The organism is Priestia sp. 53B2 (assembly GCF_056099005.1).
In genome coordinates this window covers 298,220-318,373 of sequence record NZ_JBLZXA010000020.1, presented here as the reverse complement: position 1 = coordinate 318,373, position 20,154 = coordinate 298,220, and the positions used below count along the sequence as shown (strand labels likewise).

Annotated in this window: 16 protein-coding genes and 1 riboswitch; of the genes, 3 read left to right on the top strand and 13 right to left on the bottom strand. The window is 37.3% G+C overall.

The genetic code is table 11. The features are described from left to right. The first annotated feature begins 315 nt into the window (after positions 1 to 315). Together ACN6NE_RS15775 and ACN6NE_RS15770 are read left to right on the top strand one after the other, a co-directional pair. Positions 316 to 885 carry a YkoF family thiamine/hydroxymethylpyrimidine-binding protein gene (locus ACN6NE_RS15775; RefSeq protein ID WP_474325890.1) on the top strand — a complete coding sequence of 190 codons (570 nt, stop codon included), beginning with the start codon at positions 316 to 318 and terminating at the stop codon, positions 883 to 885. A gap of 53 nt (positions 886 to 938) precedes the next feature. Next, positions 939 to 1,568, top strand: coding sequence for a hypothetical protein (locus tag ACN6NE_RS15770; protein ID WP_129706564.1), 630 nt, complete (start codon positions 939 to 941; stop codon positions 1,566 to 1,568). A gap of 243 nt (positions 1,569 to 1,811) precedes the next feature. Further along, positions 1,812 to 1,911, bottom strand: a riboswitch (SAM riboswitch). 179 nt (positions 1,912 to 2,090) lie between these two features. Here the strand turns inward: ACN6NE_RS15770 and ACN6NE_RS15765 are convergent. From ACN6NE_RS15765 to ACN6NE_RS15720, 10 genes are all read right to left on the bottom strand, one after another. Beyond that, a complete protein-coding gene (locus tag ACN6NE_RS15765; protein ID WP_474325888.1) occupies positions 2,091 to 3,410 on the bottom strand; it encodes an aspartate aminotransferase family protein in 1,320 nt (439 codons plus the stop codon). Positions 3,411 to 3,770: 360 nt separating this feature from the next. Next, a complete protein-coding gene (locus ACN6NE_RS15760; protein WP_129706558.1) occupies positions 3,771 to 4,358 on the bottom strand; it encodes a histidine phosphatase family protein in 588 nt (195 codons plus the stop codon). 12 nt (positions 4,359 to 4,370) lie between these two features. Beyond that, positions 4,371 to 5,177, bottom strand: coding sequence for an alpha/beta fold hydrolase (locus ACN6NE_RS15755; RefSeq protein WP_129706557.1), 807 nt, complete (start codon positions 5,175 to 5,177; stop codon positions 4,371 to 4,373). A 36-nt stretch (positions 5,178 to 5,213) separates the two neighbouring features. After that, positions 5,214 to 5,588: a DnaJ family domain-containing protein gene (locus ACN6NE_RS15750; protein WP_043980127.1), complete on the bottom strand. Its 375-nt coding sequence runs from the start codon at positions 5,586 to 5,588 to the stop codon at positions 5,214 to 5,216. 457 nt (positions 5,589 to 6,045) lie between these two features. Then, positions 6,046 to 8,919, bottom strand: a complete 2,874-nt coding sequence (locus ACN6NE_RS15745; protein ID WP_474325886.1) for an ATP-binding protein — start codon at positions 8,917 to 8,919, stop codon at positions 6,046 to 6,048. Continuing rightward, on the bottom strand, positions 8,909 to 9,277 hold the full coding sequence (locus ACN6NE_RS15740; protein ID WP_013055647.1) for a response regulator transcription factor: 369 nt from the start codon (positions 9,275 to 9,277) through the stop codon (positions 8,909 to 8,911). Before ACN6NE_RS15740 ends, ACN6NE_RS15745 begins: the two co-directional genes overlap by 11 nt. A gap of 2 nt (positions 9,278 to 9,279) precedes the next feature. Continuing rightward, positions 9,280 to 12,528 (bottom strand): hypothetical protein, encoded by a 3,249-nt coding sequence (locus tag ACN6NE_RS15735; RefSeq protein WP_474325884.1) that lies wholly within the window; start codon positions 12,526 to 12,528, stop codon positions 9,280 to 9,282. Further along, complete coding sequence (locus tag ACN6NE_RS15730; protein WP_474325882.1) at positions 12,525 to 13,934, bottom strand: glycosyltransferase family 2 protein; 1,410 nt, start codon at positions 13,932 to 13,934, stop codon at positions 12,525 to 12,527. The genes ACN6NE_RS15735 and ACN6NE_RS15730 overlap by 4 nt, the downstream gene beginning before the upstream one ends. Continuing rightward, positions 13,924 to 14,973, bottom strand: coding sequence for a HEAT repeat domain-containing protein (locus ACN6NE_RS15725; protein WP_474325880.1), 1,050 nt, complete (start codon positions 14,971 to 14,973; stop codon positions 13,924 to 13,926). The genes ACN6NE_RS15730 and ACN6NE_RS15725 overlap by 11 nt, the downstream gene beginning before the upstream one ends. Next, positions 14,974 to 16,581, bottom strand: coding sequence for a GGDEF domain-containing response regulator (locus tag ACN6NE_RS15720; protein ID WP_474325878.1), 1,608 nt, complete (start codon positions 16,579 to 16,581; stop codon positions 14,974 to 14,976). A gap of 485 nt (positions 16,582 to 17,066) precedes the next feature. Here ACN6NE_RS15720 and ACN6NE_RS15715 point away from each other — a divergent pair, with 485 nt between their 5' ends. Then, positions 17,067 to 17,582 (top strand): GNAT family protein, encoded by a 516-nt coding sequence (locus ACN6NE_RS15715; RefSeq protein ID WP_129706545.1) that lies wholly within the window; start codon positions 17,067 to 17,069, stop codon positions 17,580 to 17,582. A 30-nt stretch (positions 17,583 to 17,612) separates the two neighbouring features. Here the strand turns inward: ACN6NE_RS15715 and ACN6NE_RS15710 are convergent, their stop codons facing one another. The 3 genes from ACN6NE_RS15710 to ACN6NE_RS15700 all read right to left on the bottom strand — a co-directional run bounded on the left by ACN6NE_RS15710 (position 17,613) and on the right by ACN6NE_RS15700 (position 20,128). Continuing rightward, the gene (locus tag ACN6NE_RS15710; protein WP_129706543.1) at positions 17,613 to 18,347 is read right to left on the bottom strand and encodes a sugar phosphate isomerase/epimerase family protein; all 735 of its coding nucleotides are present in this window, start codon (positions 18,345 to 18,347) and stop codon (positions 17,613 to 17,615) included. Positions 18,348 to 18,398: 51 nt separating this feature from the next. Next, entirely contained in the window at positions 18,399 to 19,205 is an 807-nt protein-coding gene (locus tag ACN6NE_RS15705; protein WP_474326631.1) for a carbohydrate ABC transporter permease, read from the bottom strand. A gap of 68 nt (positions 19,206 to 19,273) precedes the next feature. Continuing rightward, positions 19,274 to 20,128, bottom strand: coding sequence for a carbohydrate ABC transporter permease (locus ACN6NE_RS15700; protein ID WP_013055639.1), 855 nt, complete (start codon positions 20,126 to 20,128; stop codon positions 19,274 to 19,276). Between the last annotated feature and the right edge of the window lie 26 nt (positions 20,129 to 20,154).

The window sequence follows — 20,154 nt, the reverse complement described above, 5'->3', positions numbered from 1 at the left end:
AAATCCCAAGTCCCTTTTTCAAGAGGTTATACGAAATCGCAGGAGAATAATGTGATCTTGTATTTATAATATGGTGTTTTCAGTCTATATACCAGCTTTTTGTCAGAAGTTCTAACATTGTTTTTTTATTCTTTTTCATTATGTGACTTTTCTTAACACCCTTATTTTTCATGTTATGCAATTTATTTTCGTTTCTTCTATGTAATATTTCCTAAAAATAAAGAATCTATCTTCTGTTTCTATACAAAACAGAAAAGTTATTTTATGATTTGTATGATTAAAAAACTACAAATCTATATTTTAGGGGTGATTAACTTGGAAAAAATAAATGTTGGCTGTCGTTTTACGCTTTCCGTTATGAGTGATAACTTCATCGATATTATTTTAGGCGCACTAAACGAAGTGGATATGTCTAAAGTTCAGCGAAAAACGGACCGTGTTAGTACGTTTATTGAAGGAACTGCCAAAGACATATTTGAAGTTGTGCAGGCCGTTTATAAAAGTGCTGGAAAATCAGGAAAGCATATTGTGCTGAATGCCACGTTTTCAACAGGGCAGCACGAAGAATATTTTGAAGAAAGAAAAATAAAACCAAAAGAAAACATGTCTTCAAACCAACAGCTTTGTGTTTCGTTCCCTGTATCCACTCAATTTTCTTTGTATCCATTAGATACGCCGCATTATGTAGACATCATCAAAAGCGGAATTGGCGCAGTTAAACAACAGGGAGTATTTTCCGAAACCGTGCCTTTTGCAACAGCTTTAGAAGGAGATGTGGACAAAGTGTTCGCTTCTCTATACAAATGTTTTATGAAATCTGTACAGCAAGCTCGTGTCGTGATGACAGTTAATATGTCAGCACACAGTCCTTCTTCAAAACGATAAATTACTTCTTATCTATTTATAAAGACAGAATACTAGAAAGGATTTATATAAATATGGCTACAAAAAGAACATTTTTTTCTTTTTTCCTGATAAGTGCGTTATTATGCCTATTAGTCGTACCAACCTCAGTTATGGCTAGTGAAAAACCTGCACATTTAACGGTTGCTTCTTACACGCAGTTCTTGAAAGCGCAAAATGATAAAAGTTCACTGTATGAATTTTCAAAACTGTCGCGTCAACAAAAACAAAAAGTTGTACAATCACTAAAGGATCCATCTCTGTTAAAAATGGATATTGAAGAGACTAGCGGCACGGTCGAAGCTGCAAGTACAGCAGCATACGGAGCAAGAACGGCTTCACCTTTATTCAAAACAGCAGCTTATACGGCTTCTTATAAAGCGGCTGGATTTACAACAACAAAACTAACCGTGTATGTAGACTATTACACGAAAAACTCATCGGTGACTTCAGTCAAAAGTGTACGAGGCGTCGTCACGAAAAATGTAAACCCCCTTGTATCTATTTCAAAAAAGAGCTCAAAATCTTGGGTGCAAAATAATCGAGCCTACGGGCGAATTGACTGGCAGTGGAAAATTGCAGCTAAAAATGCCGGAATCAAAAGACAAACTGCTTACGGTACAGCTTCGGGCGCTTCCGGCGGATCAACAGCTATAGTTAATTGATAAAGAGGAATAAATAATGAAAAAAATGATGTGGTGGATTGTTGGTATTACGATTGGAGTATTTTTACTAGGAATTCTGGTAGGTTATTTATCATTTTACAGCATATAAAAACAGCAGGTAATTTCGCCTGCTGTTTTTTATCTAAATGTCATATTCTTGTCATAAAATTAAAACCTCCACTTACAGTGTCTAAGTGCCTGTAAGAAGAGGTTGGGATCACAATTGTTAGTAAGCCTGGTCTCTTCTTATCTTTCAAGCACTGCTTGTGGGAGTTGGCACGGTTCTATAAAGTCCGTTGCCGAGGTTTCACAGGGCCTATCCCTCCACCTCTCTTGATAAGAAGTTTGTCGAAGTTTGTCGAATTTTGTTGATAATTGTTGATAAGATAAATATTATGTTACATGCTGCACAAACAGATGTCAACTACTTTTCAGAAAATTGTTTTCCCTCTAAAACTATGATATCGCTACCATTACTATGACAACTAGGTTACAAATATATAATTTTTTTATATTTTTTTATCACGCTTTTACAGCTGACTTTTTCTCAAAAGAAGTGATAGCCTCATCTAGCATGCGAATGCCGTCATCTATCTGTTCTTTTGTTACAGTAAGCGGAGGTACCATGCGAATAACTTCACTTGCATTTCCGCAAAAATAAAATAACACGCCTTTTTCTAAAGCTAAGTCCAAAATCTCGAATAAGGCGTCTCCATCGCCTTCTCCAGTATCCGGATTAACAATTTCAATTCCAATCATAAGTCCTAAACCACGGATATCCCCAATAATTGAATGTTTGTCCTTTAAAAGATGCAGCTTTTCTAACGCATAAGCGCCCATTTTTTTCGTGTTATCCAGCAGTTGTTCTTCTTTCATCACTTCAAGAGTTGCAAGGGCTGCTGAACATCCAATAGGATTTCCTCCAAATGTTGTACTATGTGTGCCAAGGGGCCACTGCTTCATTAATTCTTGAGAAGCTACCGTTGCACTAAGCGGAATTCCAGAAGCAATTCCTTTTGCTATAGCCATAATATCTGGCACGACATCAAACGTTTGTCCAGCAAACCATTCGCCGGTACGGCCAAACCCTGTTTGCACTTCATCGAAAATAAGTAATATTCCGTGACGATCACAAATCTCTCTTAACTTCTTCATCCAACTTTTCGGAGGAATAATATAGCCGCCTTCTCCTAATACTGGTTCCAAAATAACGGCAGCCACTTCTTCAGGCGTGACTTGGTGCTTAAAGAGTATTTCAAAATCTTTTTCAAGCTTTTCAGTAAAGTACACATCGCTGTCTAGCTCCGCAGGGCACTCTTTTGGATTGGCATATGGAATCTGATACGTCAGTCCCGAAGGCTGCTGAAATTGTCTATATTTGCTTTTCGAGGTTGTAACACTTAAAGCTCCCATCGAGCGGCCATGAAAACACCCTAAAAAAGAAATAACATACGGACGCTTTGTGACATGTCTCGCTAATTTCAAGGCTCCTTCAATTGCTTCGGTGCCACTATTTCCAAAGAAAAAGCAGTCTAAATTGCCCGGCGTTACTTTTGCTAACTCATCGGCTAACTTTAATATCGATTCGTACATAATAACACCTGAAGGACCGTGCAATAATTGGTCTGCTCCGTCTTTGATTGCTTTTACTACTTTCGGATGCCTGTGTCCTACATTTGTCGTAGCGATTCCAGAAGTAAAATCGAGATATTCTTTACCATCCAATCCATAATAATAGCATCCTTCTTCTTTCACAACGGGCAAATTCGGATGGTCTTTAGCCATCGTCGGTGCTAGCAATTCAGGCATTCTTTCAAATAAGCGACTCCAATCTTTTGACATACTACATCCTCCTTGAAATTATACAAATCAATTAATCTTATTCCGAAATATAGTTATTTATTAAACAATATTAGGAAATTCAGTTATATTAAACGCTTTAATAGAATAGTAATAAAACTTATTTTACTATGCATTTTTATTAAAATCAATTGTATAAATATTTATATATAAAATTAATATTCGGGGTCTCATCCCTTCCGCTTTTCCCGCAGGAGTCTTCGCCTTTCCCTCCAATCAACAGCTAGAATTACTTACATATATAAAACCTACGTTCACCATCACCATAAAAAAATCCGAACGATTAATCGTTCGGATCTTCCCTCAACTAAAATACTACTGTCACAGCCTCTTTAAGTATATTTATTCAAGATGTTTGGCATCATTGATCGTTTCAAGACGCCATTTCCCACTTTCATAAGCAAAAGTTGTAATCGATGTATTTTGTAAAATAGTAGTCCCTGTTCCTTGTTCTCCGCTTGTTACATGATGAATGAATGTATTAATTGCCGCCCCGTGACTAACAACTGCTACTTTCTTTCCGATAGACTTCTTCATAATTTCCGTTAACCGCCGAACCATCCGTTCTTGAGCGGTTTCGAGTGTTTCGATATTATATAAGGGTTCTTCTCCCCAATTTGTTGCATAGTTTGGCACAAGCTCATGCAAAACTTCTACGTTCTTTGATTCTAGTTCTCCAAAAGAGCGCTCACGCAGCTGCTCACAAACTTCGATTTTCTCTACTTTAGCAGCTGCTGCAATTTCCCTAGCCGTCTCCTGCGCACGAAGCAAATCGCTTGTATAGATTACATCAATATGGATATCTCGAAAACGTTCCGCTACGCGTTTAGCTTGTTGCTTTCCCGCTTCGTTGAGCGGAATATCAGCATGCCCTTGAATAAGTTTGTTTTTATTCCAATCTGTTTGGCCGTGTCTAATTAAGTAAAGCATCGTAATCCCCCTTTAATCCCGTTTTAAAAATTGATAGACGGCTTTATCAACCTCTGAGCTTTCATGTAAATCTGAATGTGCTTCATGAAACGTTTGGAGATGAATGTGTTCGGTGAACTCTTGCAGTCCGTACGCACTTTCTACTGTTACCACTCCATCTGTCTTATCTCCCACATCTCCTGCTCCTGAAAAAACGTCGATTTCTTTTGAGAAATCTTGACGACTTTCGTACAGCTTGTTTAACGCTATAGAGTGAAAAGCTAAATCACGAGCACCCATAGATTCAATATGATTGCGTGCATGAGGATACATCTCCATTAATTCCTGATAATCTAATCCTTGAATTGGCGATCCTAACGTAACTAACTTTTGAATATATTGAGGGTTAGACAAACTAACAGCTACTGCTGTTACTCCTCCCATACTATGTCCAACTAAATCAACAGAAGATGCTTTATATGTATCACGTACATCTTGCATAATAGCTTCAATCCATTTTTGCTGCTGTGCAATACTGGCATCTGGCTTTTTAAAGACGATATGAATAAGCGGAAGTTTTCCCTCTTTTGCTTTCATAATATGCTTCCACTGAATAGCTCCATCTTTTTGAACAACGCAGTAACCTACTTTAGTTCCCCATCCGTTTTGTTCAAATCGTTTAATCATTTTCCCTAAGCTTTTTTGACTGCCTAAATAGCCATGAATAAATAAAACCGGCACATTTTTCGATTGGGCACCTCGTTTTATTTGTGGGGCAAAAATATAAAAACAAAGCGAAATAAATAGTATGATACTGATCAATAAAATTAACAGCCGCAAGTTCTCACCCTCCGATCGTCTCGTCCATTACACTCATTAATAAAAAAATTTGGAGTAAATTTTATTCTGATACGTCCTGTAAGCTGCAGAACTTGTCATCTTTTTCTTGTCAACGAGCTGCTCAAAGCGCAAACGCTTTTCCGTAAGCATCTCTGTTAGCCTTTGTTCTTCATTAGCATCCGTGCATATAGAAATCAATTCTTCTATTGTAGCCATATCTCGTTTCAGCTCTTGTTCATCCGTTATCATGTTTGCATTTTTTAATATCCTATACGCTTGGCGCAGTTCTTCAGGTATATGTGATAAATCTTCTAACTTTAATGGTTTTCCTTCCCCAGGCAGCTTATCAAAGTCACCGTCTTTTATTGCTTGTCTAATTCTTTCTTCAGCAATTATATACGCAATATCCAAGGAAAGACCTCCTTTAAGAAAATATAAAATTCAACCTTACCTTCTATATAAAAGATGTATAACAAACACAGCTTTTATAACCGTATTTTTTATTATACTATGATTATAAAAATTGAACTACCTTCACTTCTTGGATAGACTATCCTCCCTTTGTGAAATAATCTCCAGAGCTTCACTCCTTTCACTATCAAACTTTCTTGAGCAGTTTCTTAACTAGCTGAAATTCAATGAACGATTCTGCATCAGGTTTTGTTATCTTATCTTACTATATTTATACAAAAAAGCCTCCTTACGCATGTAAGGAGGTGGAAAAAGGTAATTCTAAGGTCATCATGTTATGCCTACTTTCTATAAAACCACATTTTGATAGCGTTTTCAATAATTTTTTTATATTATTTTGCTAATTTTCTTTTCGTTTAATGAGACTCCGTAAATATAACGAAGCCTCACCAAATTTCTACTCTTCTTTATCTGATGGAATCATAATTTCTCCTTCGTGCTCTTGTTTTTTCAAAAGCAGCTGGAGAATCGTTTTGGATAATTTACTAGGCTGATAGGGTTTAATCAGAAACTCACACACTCCAAGCTCTAACCCTTTGCTTCTTTCGTCTAAAGCAGATGAGATTAAAATAGGAATTTTTTCTGTCTCTGTATTTTCTTTGAGCTGTCTTAAAACATCCCAGCCGTCTAACTTATTTTCTCCTAACATAATATCTAGAACAACCACTTCAGGCTTTTGCTGATGAATAGAGTTTAATGCGTCTTCTCCGTTGTTAAAATACCGAACGTGAAAACCGCTTTCTTTTAATTCTACCTGTAAAAGCGTCGCTAAACTTTTATCATCTTCTACAATCACTACGCTTTTACGATTATCATTCGTACTTATCATCTCTTCATCGTACTGAACTTCATATAGAAGCGGGAGAACAACCGTGAATGTTGTTCCTTTTTTCCATTCCGATTGTACAGTAATGTCTCCACCATGAGCTTTTACAATTTCTTTTACAATTGCTAATCCTAGACCCGTTCCGCCAATTTTGCGCATATCGGAGTTATCTACTCTGTAGAATTTGGTAAACAATTGACCTAGCGCTTCACTTGGTATACCAATTCCTTCATCTTGAATATCAATATAAACAGCGTGTTCCTTTTGATACACTTTAACTGTAACGTTCCCTCCATCAGGCGAATATTTCACTGCATTGCTAATTACATTATTAAACAATTGCAGCAGCTTATCTTTATCTCCCATTACTGTAAAATGCTCTTGATCAGAAATCATATCAAATTCATGCTTACTTGTTTGTATTTTCTGGACCTCAATCACCTGCTTAATAAGCGGCAGAATGTCTTGATACTTTTTATCGTAGGTTTGTTTCCCCGCTTCCATTCTTTGGACGTCCAGAAAATCGTTGATTAAAGACGTTAACCGCTGTGCTTCCTGATAAATAGTAGTTAAATACTTCTTCTGTCTTTCTTCTTTTAATGTTTTGTTTAGCATAAGCTCAGTGAATCCTAACACACTTGCTAAAGGTGTGCGCAGCTCGTGACTCACAGTGCTTACAAATTCCGACTTCATCTGATCAACTTCAAATTCTTTCGTAATATCCCGATGAACGAACAATACGCCAAACATCTGACGGTTTCGATATACGTATTCACTATAAACTTTTATAACTTTTCGCTTACCTTCCGTGTGCAGGTAATAAACAAAAGACTTTTCTACTTGCTCTCCCTTACAAATGGATTCAACGTATTGTCTCAGCTGCTGTATATTTTCGACTTTTTGAGAGAGAGCATCTAGCCATTGATCGCGAGAGAGCTGAAGAAGCCCGCTTTGATGCTCATATTGAAACAATTCGCTAATCTTCGTATTCACTTGTAGAATCGTACCGCTTGTATCTACAAGCTGCATTCCTTCTTGAATCGAATTTAAAATATCTTGAGATAGCAATCGGTCATGCTCAGACTCTTCGTAAATATAAATTTTTTCAAGAGCAATCGTGATTTGTTTGGCCAGTATTTCAAATGTCTGTAATTCATGGTCTGTGTATTCATCCGCGTAGCGGCTGTAAAACATATAGGCTAGCATATCTCCCTGTGAAGACAGCACCGGTACGATAACATCATACAAATAAAACGTTTGCTGATGATATAGGCGCTCATGTTCTATACACTCTCTTTTTACTACCATACATTTTTTCGTCTTTTGCACATGATCAACGTAATTATTATGAAGATTTGCCACCATCTGTTGAACACTTGATGAAGATAGACCAAATGAAGCATGTGTCTTTTCATCGGCCAGCATAATAAACCCGTGATCAGCTTTCATCACCCGGCTCATGTTTGTGACAGCACTCGTGAGAACCTCTTGCTTGTGAAGAGAATTTGTTAGTCCATGCACAAATAAATTGCGCAATTCTAACTCTCCTTCTCGTTCCTTTGTCAATTCTAATGCGTGCTGAAGTTCATCTTGCTGACTGTGCAATTCATCTTGCTGTGCAATCAGCTCCTCATTTTGAGCCGTTAACTCCTGTTCATTATTTTGCAAAGCCGATACCATTTGGTAAAAAGCTTGAGATAGCATACCAATTTCATCTCTTCTATGTTCATCAAATGTCATAGGCATTTCTTTTCCGGCAGCAATTTCGCTTGCCGTATATGCGAGCTGACTCAGTGGCTTTACAAACTTATTTAGCAGTACCCGTGTAAGCAATAGTAAAATGACCACTGTAAACGCTAAAAATAAAATAAAGAACGTTTGACTTTTCTGCATGTCACTCGACGTATCATCGTACTGTGTATTTAAGTCTTTAGTTAATTCATTTTGGTAGCCATCAAGTTCTTTTTGCATTTGTTCTATTGACTTAGAAGCAGCCTTCCGCTCAGGACTAGAGCGGACTCCTTCAATACCTTTTTTGTCGTAAATATCTTTAAAATAAGGAAGCGTTTGATTAAAATACGTGTTTAGCATCACCGTCGCTTCATTTACAAACGTACGCTCACGTCTATCTGCGGCTAGACCTGAAAGTCGGTCAAGATTTTCTTCGATAATTTTTTGCTGACTTGCAGCCTCGTTATACATATCCTCTGAATCAAACGCAATAAACCCACGAGCCTGCAAAAAAGCCTTGTTCATTGATTTATCAATTGTAGATAGCAGCTGTGCCTTTTCCCGTACTTGTGCCCTGTACTGGGCATAATCAGCTGTAATTTCTTTTTGCCGTACAACAAGTACAGTTGAACCCACCGCAAAAGCAAGTAAAAGGATACTTGCTAAGAGGATGAACTGGGTTGAGATACTTTTTCGTTTTAGTTTATTGTTCATCTAAAATTTCCTCGACACGTTCGGCTAGTAATAGGGGACTAAACGGCTTAGACATAAAATACGCAGCCCCTGCTTCTAACACTCGGCTTTGATCAGCAGCTTGACTCTTAGCTGAAAGCATCAATACTTTTGTATGGCGCTTATCTTTCATTTCTTTCAGCTGCTGAATGACTTCAAGCCCGGTGAACACGGGCATCATATAATCCAAAATAATCAAGTCAAAATCACGTTCTTTAATAAATTCCAAAGCTTCTTCGCCATTTTCTGCTTCCGTCACATCATGTCCTTCATCTTCAAGCGTATCTACCACTAACATACGAAGCACTTCTTCATCTTCCGCTAATAAAATTTTTGCCATTGTTATTCCTCCGCTTGTAGTCGTCCATACGTTTTTTGCAATATGAAGTAGGACGGCTTTATTCGTTCGTGAAAAGTTGGATACTCCCAATTTTTCCACTTGTATAAGTAAAAATCTTTTAATAAAAGTTCTCCTTTTTTCTGAGTCGGAAACGTATCTTCCACGTCATTGCTCTTCTTATTAACAGCTACGACTCCCACTTGAATTCCTTTTATTTTCTCGCTGGATTCTAATCCTTTTTTGGACCAAATATCTCCCATTATTTCTTTTTGACTCGGGTCTTTTACGTTTAAAAGCGCCCAAGGAATGCGAAGTTCAGCAATTCCATTTAATTCATTCACTTTAAAATCAGCAAGCGAATCAAATGAAGAAGAATTAGGATCGCTGTTTCCTTCTTGGAATTTCCCTGTTTCATAGGCGTCAAAAGGAATGGTTCTCTTGTTTTTACCCTCTCCAATCGCTAACTCTTTGTTAAGGGCGAGCCTGATTGGATTAAACATGCCGTTGTCTTTTGTATCGGTTCCTTTTACCGCCGGGATCATTTGAAGCTGATGAGCATATGAAAAATAATACGTATCGTAATAGCTGTCTATCCATAAATGACTGTCTTCTTTCCCGTTTAATTCTGCTACAAAATCAATTTCTTTTGTTTTTAAGGAAGGAATTTGAGGAATCTTTGACTGTCCCTGATTGTTAATCGTGTTAAACAAGAAATAAAGCTTTTGATCTTCCAGTTCTTTTGCACTCACGTGTAGATATAGATAACCTTCATCACTTGTAATGTTCAATGCTTTTAACTTCTTAGACGGCTTATATACCGACTTACTGTTCAGCTTTTTCCAATCATCTGATTTACCGTCTACTTTGACTTTTAGCTTCGTTCCTGGATCAAAACTCAGCAGTCCAAAATGCTGCTCTCCCGTTTGCAAATTCGTCCAAAATGGCCTGCGGTTCGGATTGTCGTACTCCATCGTATTCCACGTTCGCTTGAACCATTCATCTTGCCATGTAAAGACCATACCGCCAGCCATTTTTTCTTCAACAATGTCTTCGTATAAGCGTGACAGAATCTTTCCTTGTTCTTGTTCTGTATGAAAGCCTTGATCCCACCCGTATACGTTTCTATGGGTCAATCCTCGTGAAGCAGGGATACCGAATTCTGCAACAAGAACGGGCATATGATGAACTTCTTTCATATTTTGCAAATAGCCTGCATAGTTATTTTTCTCTCCTCGATGATCTTGATAAGCGAGATAACGAGGTTCATAGTTTAAGAAATCAGGATAGTACGGATAAATATGATAAGAGGCAAATAATCCCGGCTCAAATTTTTTAGTTGTGTGAATTAAATTAGGATTAACAGACACTTTATCTTCGTCTTCAGAAGGCTCATATGGATGAGTCAGCAAATCCGTCGTCACCCAGTTCGTAAAGCTCATAGGCCGTTGCCAATCATATTTATCCTGCTCATAGGAAATTGTTTTTTCCATAAGCTGAGCAAGCCAAATTTCAAAGGGGTTGCCTTTTTCGGTATAGATATACTGCCCTTTAAAATCTTTCATTCCTTTATGTTTTTCATTTGTCGAAAGAGCTACCGTGGGATCCCATTCAACTCCTATAATCCAGCCCAAAACGTAAGGAGAAACGTCTGCTGTATACGTTCCGCTAGCATGTCCCGTCCGTTTTGGCAGTGTTGCATTTCCGTGAATAACGTTTACAATCCTTTTCATTTCAGCTTCAAATTCTTTTGTATTTTCCTTTGCAAAAGCATCTTGTGAATCATAGAAAACTTCTTCATTCACCCAAACCCCATGAAAAAGATAAATGGGTTCTTTGGCTTTTTGGTTATACTCAGCAAGCGCTTCATAAAAGGCGGGAGGATGAATGGTGTATACGCGGATTGAGTTTGCATTCATTTTTCCTATTTCTTTAAACCAGCGCAAATATTCCTCTTTCGAAATAGCAGTCTCACCAGGGAAATGGCCTGGCTTACTAATGCCCATATTTACTCCTTTAATCAGCAAATCTTGCCACTTGCCATTTTGATAAACTTGCAAATAATCTTTTCCTACTTTCCCGGCTACTTTATGGTCAGCATCTTCATAGATTTCCATATTTTCATTAAACGTAACAGAAGCAGGCTGAGATTCATTTTGCTGGTGATCTATGATCTTATTCATAAGAGGCAGGTAAACAGTCCAGTAAAAAGAAGACTCATCTTCTTTTCCGATTTTCTCTGTCCATTTCTTCCACACCGGGTAAAAAGAGGTTTGATAAATGGAAGGTACTTCTCCTTGATCTGCAAAATCTCCTGCAAAGTAATAGGTATCATATCGCTCTTTATTATGATGAACGACTGCTGGTATGGACAAAGGAATACCATTTTCCTTTAGCTTGTTTTTTCCTTCAGAATCCAAGTGAAAGACAAACTGAGCCTGCACATCACTTTTTTGCTGCGGTGTAATTACGTCAAACCAATATTGATAAGCAGATTCATCTTGTAAATTCAATGTTTTCTTTCCTTGTTTTGTATATTGAAACCATACTGGATTTTCTTTTAATTCTTTTTCCGTTATAATAACGAGCTTATTGGACTCATTAACGAATAATAAACCTTTTCCTGTAAGGCTCCACTCTTTGTTGTACTGCTTTTTGTAAGCACTTTTCACCCAAGCAGGAACTTCTTCACTGCCGAATTCCTCAAAATAGCGACCAATCCAGCCGGACCACGTAACATTGTACAATTCATACAGTTCTTTGCGAACGTCTAAAGAAGTAGGGCTTCCAAATGTATTAAACTCTCCAATCAGCGTTTTTGTACGTCCATTCAGCGCTTTCTTAACGTAGCTCACGTCTTCAGAAGTCATTCCGCCATACACCAATTGAGAGCGATCTCCTCTTTTAGCTTTTACGCCTAAATCTTCTTTGTATACGCCATACGTGTCCGTGATATAAATCATATCTGCAGAGTTTGTTTTTGGCAGAGATTTAATGCTGTATGTTTTATCTCCTTTTGGGTAAAACCCTGCATAATCTTTTGAGATTTCATAAGGCTTCCCGTCTTTGCGTACTTTCGCTTGATTCAGCATCCACATTAAACCTTGATGCTCTCGAAACGTTTGATCCGGCACTGTTTTATCAATGACAAGCATATTCAAATCAGTTGGTTTCTTTAACTGCCAAATAAGAAATGGAGAGGCCGTTACTGCCATAACCAAAATAATGCCGCCAATTAGTAACCATTTTTTCATTGTGAAACTCCTTTTCGCTTCATGTCTCCCCAGCCTTTTTTATTGCGAATAACATCCAATAATCCATGACACCGCCATATAACAGTTAGAGGGCGATACCAAAAAGATTCGGTCAGAGAAAAGACAAACAGCTTAGCGATATCAGATACTTTTGGATATTTGCGAAGGCTCCACTCTTCTAGCAAAACGGCCGCCATTGAATAAAGAGAACCATATACAACCATTAAGAGAAAAAGCAAATAAGCAAACTCTACATAAATCCCGCCTATAACTAGAGAAATGACAATAAACAAATAGCCTAACATTTCCATGACCGGCCCGATTAGTTCAATAAACACAAAATAAGGCATCGAAATCATTCCGATACTTCCGTATTTCGGATTAAACAGCATCTCTTTATGCTTCCAAAGACTATCAAATAAACCTCGGTGCCAGCGGTTTCGCTGTCTTCGCAAATATTTGATTTCATCGGGTGCCTCTGTCCAGCATACGGGATCTGGAATATAAACAATTTGATTGTTGGCTTTTTTCTGTTTAATCAGTCGGTGCAGGCGAACAACAAGCTCCATGTCTTCGCCGACTGTATGAGAATATCCCCCAGCTTCAATCACCCAGCGTTTAGAAAATACGCCGAATGCTCCTGACACAATAAGTAATAAATTATGGCGACTGAGACCAATGCGCCCCATAAGAAAGGCACGTAAATATTCAATAATCTGCATCACAACAAGCGGCTGCGTATCAAGTCCAATCGATACGACCGCACCGTTTTCGATTTTACATCCGTTTGCAATTCGAATACTTCCCCCTGAAGCAATTACTTCTCCGTCTGAATCAATAATTGGCTTCATAACTTTTAAAAAAGCGTCTCTTTCTAACACTGAATCGCCATCGATCGAACAAAAATAAGGATAGTTGGATAAATTAATTCCTGCATTTAATGCATCTGACTTTCCCCCATTTTGTTTATCGACTACATATAAATAATCGTATAATTTAGAACGATATACAGCTTTTACTTCTTTCGTCTTTACTTGCTTTCTCACAACTCGATTCATTTTCACAAGAGAAAACTCCTCGATTAGCCTTTCTAACGTATCATCTGAAGATCCGTCATTTACTACAATTACTTCATATTCCGGATATTCAATTCCAAGCAGCGAACGCACGCTTCCAATAATCCCGACAGATTCGTTATAAGCGGGAACTAATATAGATAACGGCGTTGTATAGCTAACCGCAAGCAAATCTTCATAAGGTTCTTCATCATTTAATTGATATTGCTTTCGCAGTTGAAAAGCAGAGATGATAAACATCATAAAATAAAAACAAAGCACAAAAATCATATAAGCAAATACAGCCCATTCGCAAATGGACAATAAAAGATGCCAAACACTATTCCACAACCGTAACTCCTCCTTTTTCAAGCCATTCTGCTGCCATATCTTTCGAAAACTTGTCATCAGTCGTTTTGTATACATGAACTAAGTATTCTTTACCTGTTGGGATTTTCATCATTGACTGAGCAGCATTCGAACGCACAAGAAAATGAGAATCTTTTAGCGACTGCTCAAGAAGTGACAATCCCTTCTCATCTCTCGTTTTGCCTATTAGTTTTGTAGCCATCATTCTTTCTTGCCAAATACCTGACTGAAGATGGTTCGTGAGCTCCTCTATTCTTAATGGAAAAGATAAAGCATTAAGTGATTTCAACGAACGAATTCGCAGTTCTTCTGATGAACTTTTCATGTGCATTTTTAAGAAATCTATATACTCTAACTTATGATTGATACCGATCATATCGATAAGAGGCAGCTGAATTTCTTCTTGTAGATTTTCAAATTTATTAATAAATTGCTGAAACTGCTCACTGTTCATAGTTCCAAACAAAGAGCGGTACATACATTCAGACAGCGGTCTAGAAGCGTTCGTTATGTACACAACAAACTCAGGACGGTTCAGCTTAACTAAAATTTTTAAAATTTGATTTTTTTCAGCCGCTGTACTATTTTTTTTCTCATACATTTCTACTAATTGGTCTGTTAGCGTAGTTAGACCAAAGTCTTCGATAGCATAAAGGGCATTCATTCTGACACTCCATCTAGAATGATGCAGCTCTTTTTTATATTTGGGTGTAAAAACCTTCTCCGCATAAAGCGTGATGTTATTTAGAATTTCATCGCCTTGCACAGCTGCAGAAAAACCGCTCAATAGTTCCTCTACACCCGCCAGCTCTATTTTATTTTCAGGCTCTACCCGATGTTCTTCATCTTTTCTGTATAAATAAATAAAAAGAGATTCTTTCATACTATCTTTATAGGATTCTACTTTTGCTCGACAAGCGTTTAAACGCGCTTTTTGAATAAGTAAATAACTCAGAAAACAGACTAAAAGCAATAGTAATCCGCCAAATAAGACATATACCACTTGAATTGAAATTGCCATTTATTTCACCTTCTTCATTAAATGACGCACGCGCGCTTCAAGCTCCATTAACTTAAATGGCTTTGTCATGTAATCGTCTGCCCCAAGTTCTAATGCTCTTTGAATATCTTGTTCGCTGTTTCTTGATGTAAGCATAATAACCGTATACTGATCGTGACGTTTATGCTGTCTTAATTTTTGCAGAACTTCCAAGCCATCCATCTTAGGCATCATTCCGTCTAAAATAACAAAGTACTGATCGCTAGAGTGAATCCATTGGGACTCAAAAAATTCGATGCCATCTTTAAACACTTCTATTTTCACTTCATAGCGATCTCCTACATCTATCTTACTTAAAAGCTCTTTCAGCATCGTTCGAATGATAGAATCATCATCAATAATAGCCATACGAAGCGTTCGCTTTTTAACCAGCTTGCTTTGAGAAGAAGCTACAATTTTTTGACGTCCTGATTCCTTCGCTATATATAATGCTTCATCAGCTTGATGAAGAGCTTTTTCTAACGACCATTCAGTGTTATGAACTTCTACAACTCCGCCGGAAAAGCTGCAATAAAACGAATTGCTTTGATGTGTGAACACTTTTTTCACAAACAAATCCAACAGTCTATTTAATACTGTTTCTGCCTCTTTTATATTGGTTTTTGGAAGTAAAAGAATAAATTCTTCGCCTCCATATCTAAAGATGTAATCTGTTGGACGAATTTCATGCTTCATATACTCTACAAATGCTTGCAGCACGCGGTCTCCCATAAGGTGCCCATACCGATCATTTATTCTTTTAAAGAAATCTAAGTCTAAAATCGCTAAACAAAAAGGCTCTTTCAAGCGGTCGTAGCTTGATAGCTGCTGACTGTAGACTTCTTTTAAATACGTTCGGTTATAGGCTCCTGTTAATTCATCAAACATTAAATAGGAGTTAAACATCTGCTTTCGTTCAATATGGTGACCAATTCGAAGTAGACTTTCTTCCATATCGAGAGGTTTACCAAAAAAATCATCGGCCCCTAATTTAAAAGCCTTCAAACGCGTCTCTCTTTGATTATCAACGCTCATCATGACAATCGGGACGAACAGTTGCTTTGTTTTATCACGTAAAAATGAAAGAATGTCAAAGCCTGTACAGTCTTTCATATGTACATCAACAACAAAACAATCCGGCTTTAATTCGTAAAAAGCCGTAATAGCTTTTTCTTTAGAGGCAGTTGCTAATACGTACCACCCTTGTTTTTCAAACTGTTCTTTTAAATACATCAGCATTGAAAGATCATCATCCACAAGTAAAACATTAGCTGTTTTTTCACTGATTTCTATCGATTTATTTATATCTTCTACCGATTGAATTTCATCTTGATAACAAATTTTAATAATATCTAATAAAAAAGTATTCAACTCCGCGTAATCCCAGTTTTTTTTCTGATTTTTTTCAACAGCTTCCATTAACTCGCGGGAACGGTCTCCTAAATAACGCAGTCCAATGGTCGCAGAGGTTCCAGAAATTGAATGCAAAAAGCGGTACACCTCTTCATGAGGTATTTCTTCATTTTGATCAGTCCACTCTTGCAGCTGCTTACGCACATTAGCTAATAATGCAATTTGATATTTATCCATCTTATACACCCTTTGTTCGATATAGTTAACACTTACCCCATATTACTCCATCCATTTTTCTATAATATTTTGTGAGTGGATGAAATATTTTCTTACTTTTATTTTAAGTATGTTTTTTCAAATGAAAATCAATTCCTTTTTAACCATACTTTTCCTCTAATGATTTTACTTTAAAATGATTCTTTTTTCACTCATTATTTTTTCTTCCAAATAAGCAAAATGACCTGTTATCTTCTTTATAAATAGACCTACAACCTTATTGACAAAATTAATGAGTCTTTGTTACCCTTATACACGTTGTGAAAAATTTAAAAGTGAATGTTAAGGAAAGCAGCCGTTTTGATGAATAATCAATCAAATCAGGTTCTTTCCTTTTTATATTTTTACTAAGGTAGATACTTTGCTAAATAAAGTTTCGCTTTATACACCGTGTCCTCTTTGTCATAGGCGCACTTAGACCGAAAACAGACGGAAAGGAGTATAAAATGTTTACTCAGCTTACAGAAAAAAACCAGAATGCAGAAGAACTAAAAGAAACACTTGATGATTTAGAGTTTCAGCTATTTCGCATGCAGGATAATTTAAAAGAAATTGCTAAAAAGTATGAAGTTATTGGTGTCGATCAGCCTGAAGATAATCAGTTAGTTATTGTATCGGCACAAAATGACGGAAACGCATGTAAAATTATGCTAAATGAATGTACAAAAGCCTATAGAGGGGCTTGGGATTTTGCCATCGATAGCGTATATGAAGATAATCACACGATTTTTATTGGTGACATTAAAGGGCCCGCTAATAAGGGATATGGCTCTGTATGTATGAATTATTTAAAAGAAGTAGCGGTTGATCAAAATGTTCATATCATTAAAGGCGATATCGCTGAGCGCGATTGGGATCATCTCGAAAGATTGATTCATTTTTATGAAAAACATAACTTTGAGGTAAATATTGATTATACGAATAAGTGCGGAGAAATTGAGTGGACTCCAGCTTATCAATAAAAAAACGAACAGACGCTGTCTGTCCGTTTTTTATTTGATATATGCTAAGCTTTTTTTAATGCTGCTAAGAGGACTTTCTATGCATTGATCTTGTTCAACGATCCACCATTTTACGCCTGCTCTATGTCCTTCTTGCATTACAGCCTTTACATCTACTCCTCCGGTACCAAGAGGAGCAAAAAATTGCTCGCCGTCTGTTGTCATATCTTTCAAATGAATAAAAGGCGTACGATTTTGATAATGCTTCATCCACTCCACTGGATCTTCGCCTGCTTTAGTCAGCCAATAAATGTCCAGCTCTACGTTTACCTCAGTTTCTTCTAAGATTGTTTGGAGAGCTGACTTTCCAGTTGACAATTTCTTCAGCTCAAAATCATGATGATGATAGCTAAACGACATGCCTTCTTTTTTACAATACGTATCAATATCATTTAAAGAATCAATAAGCACGTGATATCCTTTTTCAGTTTGTCGTTCAGGCATTAAATAAGGACAAACAATATGTGAATTTCCAATTTGCTGTTCAAAGTGAATCACTTGCGCTAAATTAGATTCTAATTGTTCAAGCGGCACATGACTAGAAGCTGGCTTCAGCTGTAAATCCGTTAACCATGCTTTTACTTCTTGCGCTGTATATCCTTCGTACCCTGCAAATTCTACCCCCTGATATCCTAAAGCAGCTACTTTTTGAAGCGTTCCTTTAAAATCTTTTTTCGTTTCTTCACGCAGCGTATAAAGCTGAACTCCTACAGGTATTTCTCCCATCTTCTCTCCCCCTGTTCATTGAGAAAGCTCCTATAGTAGGAGCTTCTGCTTTTATTTTACTGCACTTCCAAGCATTCCTGAAATAAAATGACGCTGAAGTGCCAGGAAGAAAACAATGATTGGAATGGTTGCAATCGTTACCCCCATCATTACTTGACCGTAATCAATAATCGATAAGCCAATTAAGCTTGAAAGAGCAACTGGCAATGTAGCCATTTCGTTAGATGTAGTCGCAACTAGAGGCCACATAAAGTTATTCCACTGTGTCATAAATAAGAAAATAGCTGTTGCAGCCATAGCAGGCTTCATAGAAGGAAGCACAATAGTTAAAAAGATTCTCATCTCTCCAGCTCCGTCCAAACGAGCTGCTTCAATAAGTTCCGTTGGAAAAGCTAAAAAGTTCTGACGTAATAAAAAGATAGCAAACGGAAAGCACAGCTGCGGAACAATAAGTGCAAAATACGTATCAAGCAAATTAAAATTCGACATCAGCTGAAAAAGCGGAATGAGCGTTGCTTGATATGGAATCATCATAGACAATAAAAGCGTAGTAAAAATTGCGTTTCGGCCTTTGAATTCAAATTTAGATAGGGCATATGCAGCTGTGGAGCAGACCATTAAAGCTACAATCACATACACGACTGAAACAAATACTGAGTTAAAAAAGACGCGCCCTAAATCAATTGAAGCATTTAAATTTTGTAGATTTGTCATAAATTGATCGCCAGGCTTCAGCGTTGGAGGGTTTGTAAACATTTTTCCTGATTCATTCGTAGCGCCGATAATCATCCAGTAAAAAGGAAAAATAGAAATAATCGTGAACAGCCCAAGCATGCTGTATAATCCTATTTTGCGCATGATGTTACTTTTCTTTTTAACCTTAGGCACGGTAGCTACTGCGGTTGCTTCTACTCTCTCTAATACACTCATGATTTATCACCCGTAAATTTAAATTGGAAGAACGTTAAAATACCAACTAATAATACAACAACGTACGCAATGGCTGATGCATATCCAAAATCAAAGTATTTAAAGCCATTTTGATAAATATATAAGCCTAGCGTCATCGTTGAATCAGCAGGGCCGCCTTTTGTTAAGTTAAAAGGTTCGTCAAACAATTGAAGCGTGCCAATTGTCGATAAAATAGTAGCGAACAAGATAACGGGTTTTAATTGTGGAACCGTTACGTGGAAAAACTTTTGAATACGATTTGCTCCGTCTAAATCAGCTGCTTCGTAAACTTCATGAGATAAACTTTGAAGAGCTGCTAGAAAAATAACCATGTTATAACCTGTCCATCTCCAAGTCATCGCAACGATGATTGAGACTTTAGCCCAAAATGGATCTCCCAGCCACTGAATGGCATCAATACCGAAAAATCCTAAAATAGTATTCATAATTCCTTCATCTTGAAGAATGATTGAAAACAAAATAGAGTAGGCAACTAGTGACGTTACCGCCGGCAAGAAAAACGAAACTCGGAAAAAACCTTTTAGTCTTAAAAGCTGACTGTTTAACGCGTTAGCTAGTACAAGCGCTAATAAAATCATAACGGGTACTTGAACGATTAAAATGATACCCGTATTTCCAAGGGCTTTCCAGAAAATATCATCTCCGAGCAAACGTGTATAGTTTGATAACCCGGTAAATACATACTTTCCGCCTTCCATACTCTGAAAGCTTAGAACAAACGATGAAAAAATAGGGTAGATTGTAAACAGCGCGAACAGCAAAAGTGCTGGAGCAATAAATAAGTAAGGCAACGATTTATTTGTCTTCATGATGACCTCCTAGTACCGCAAGAAGA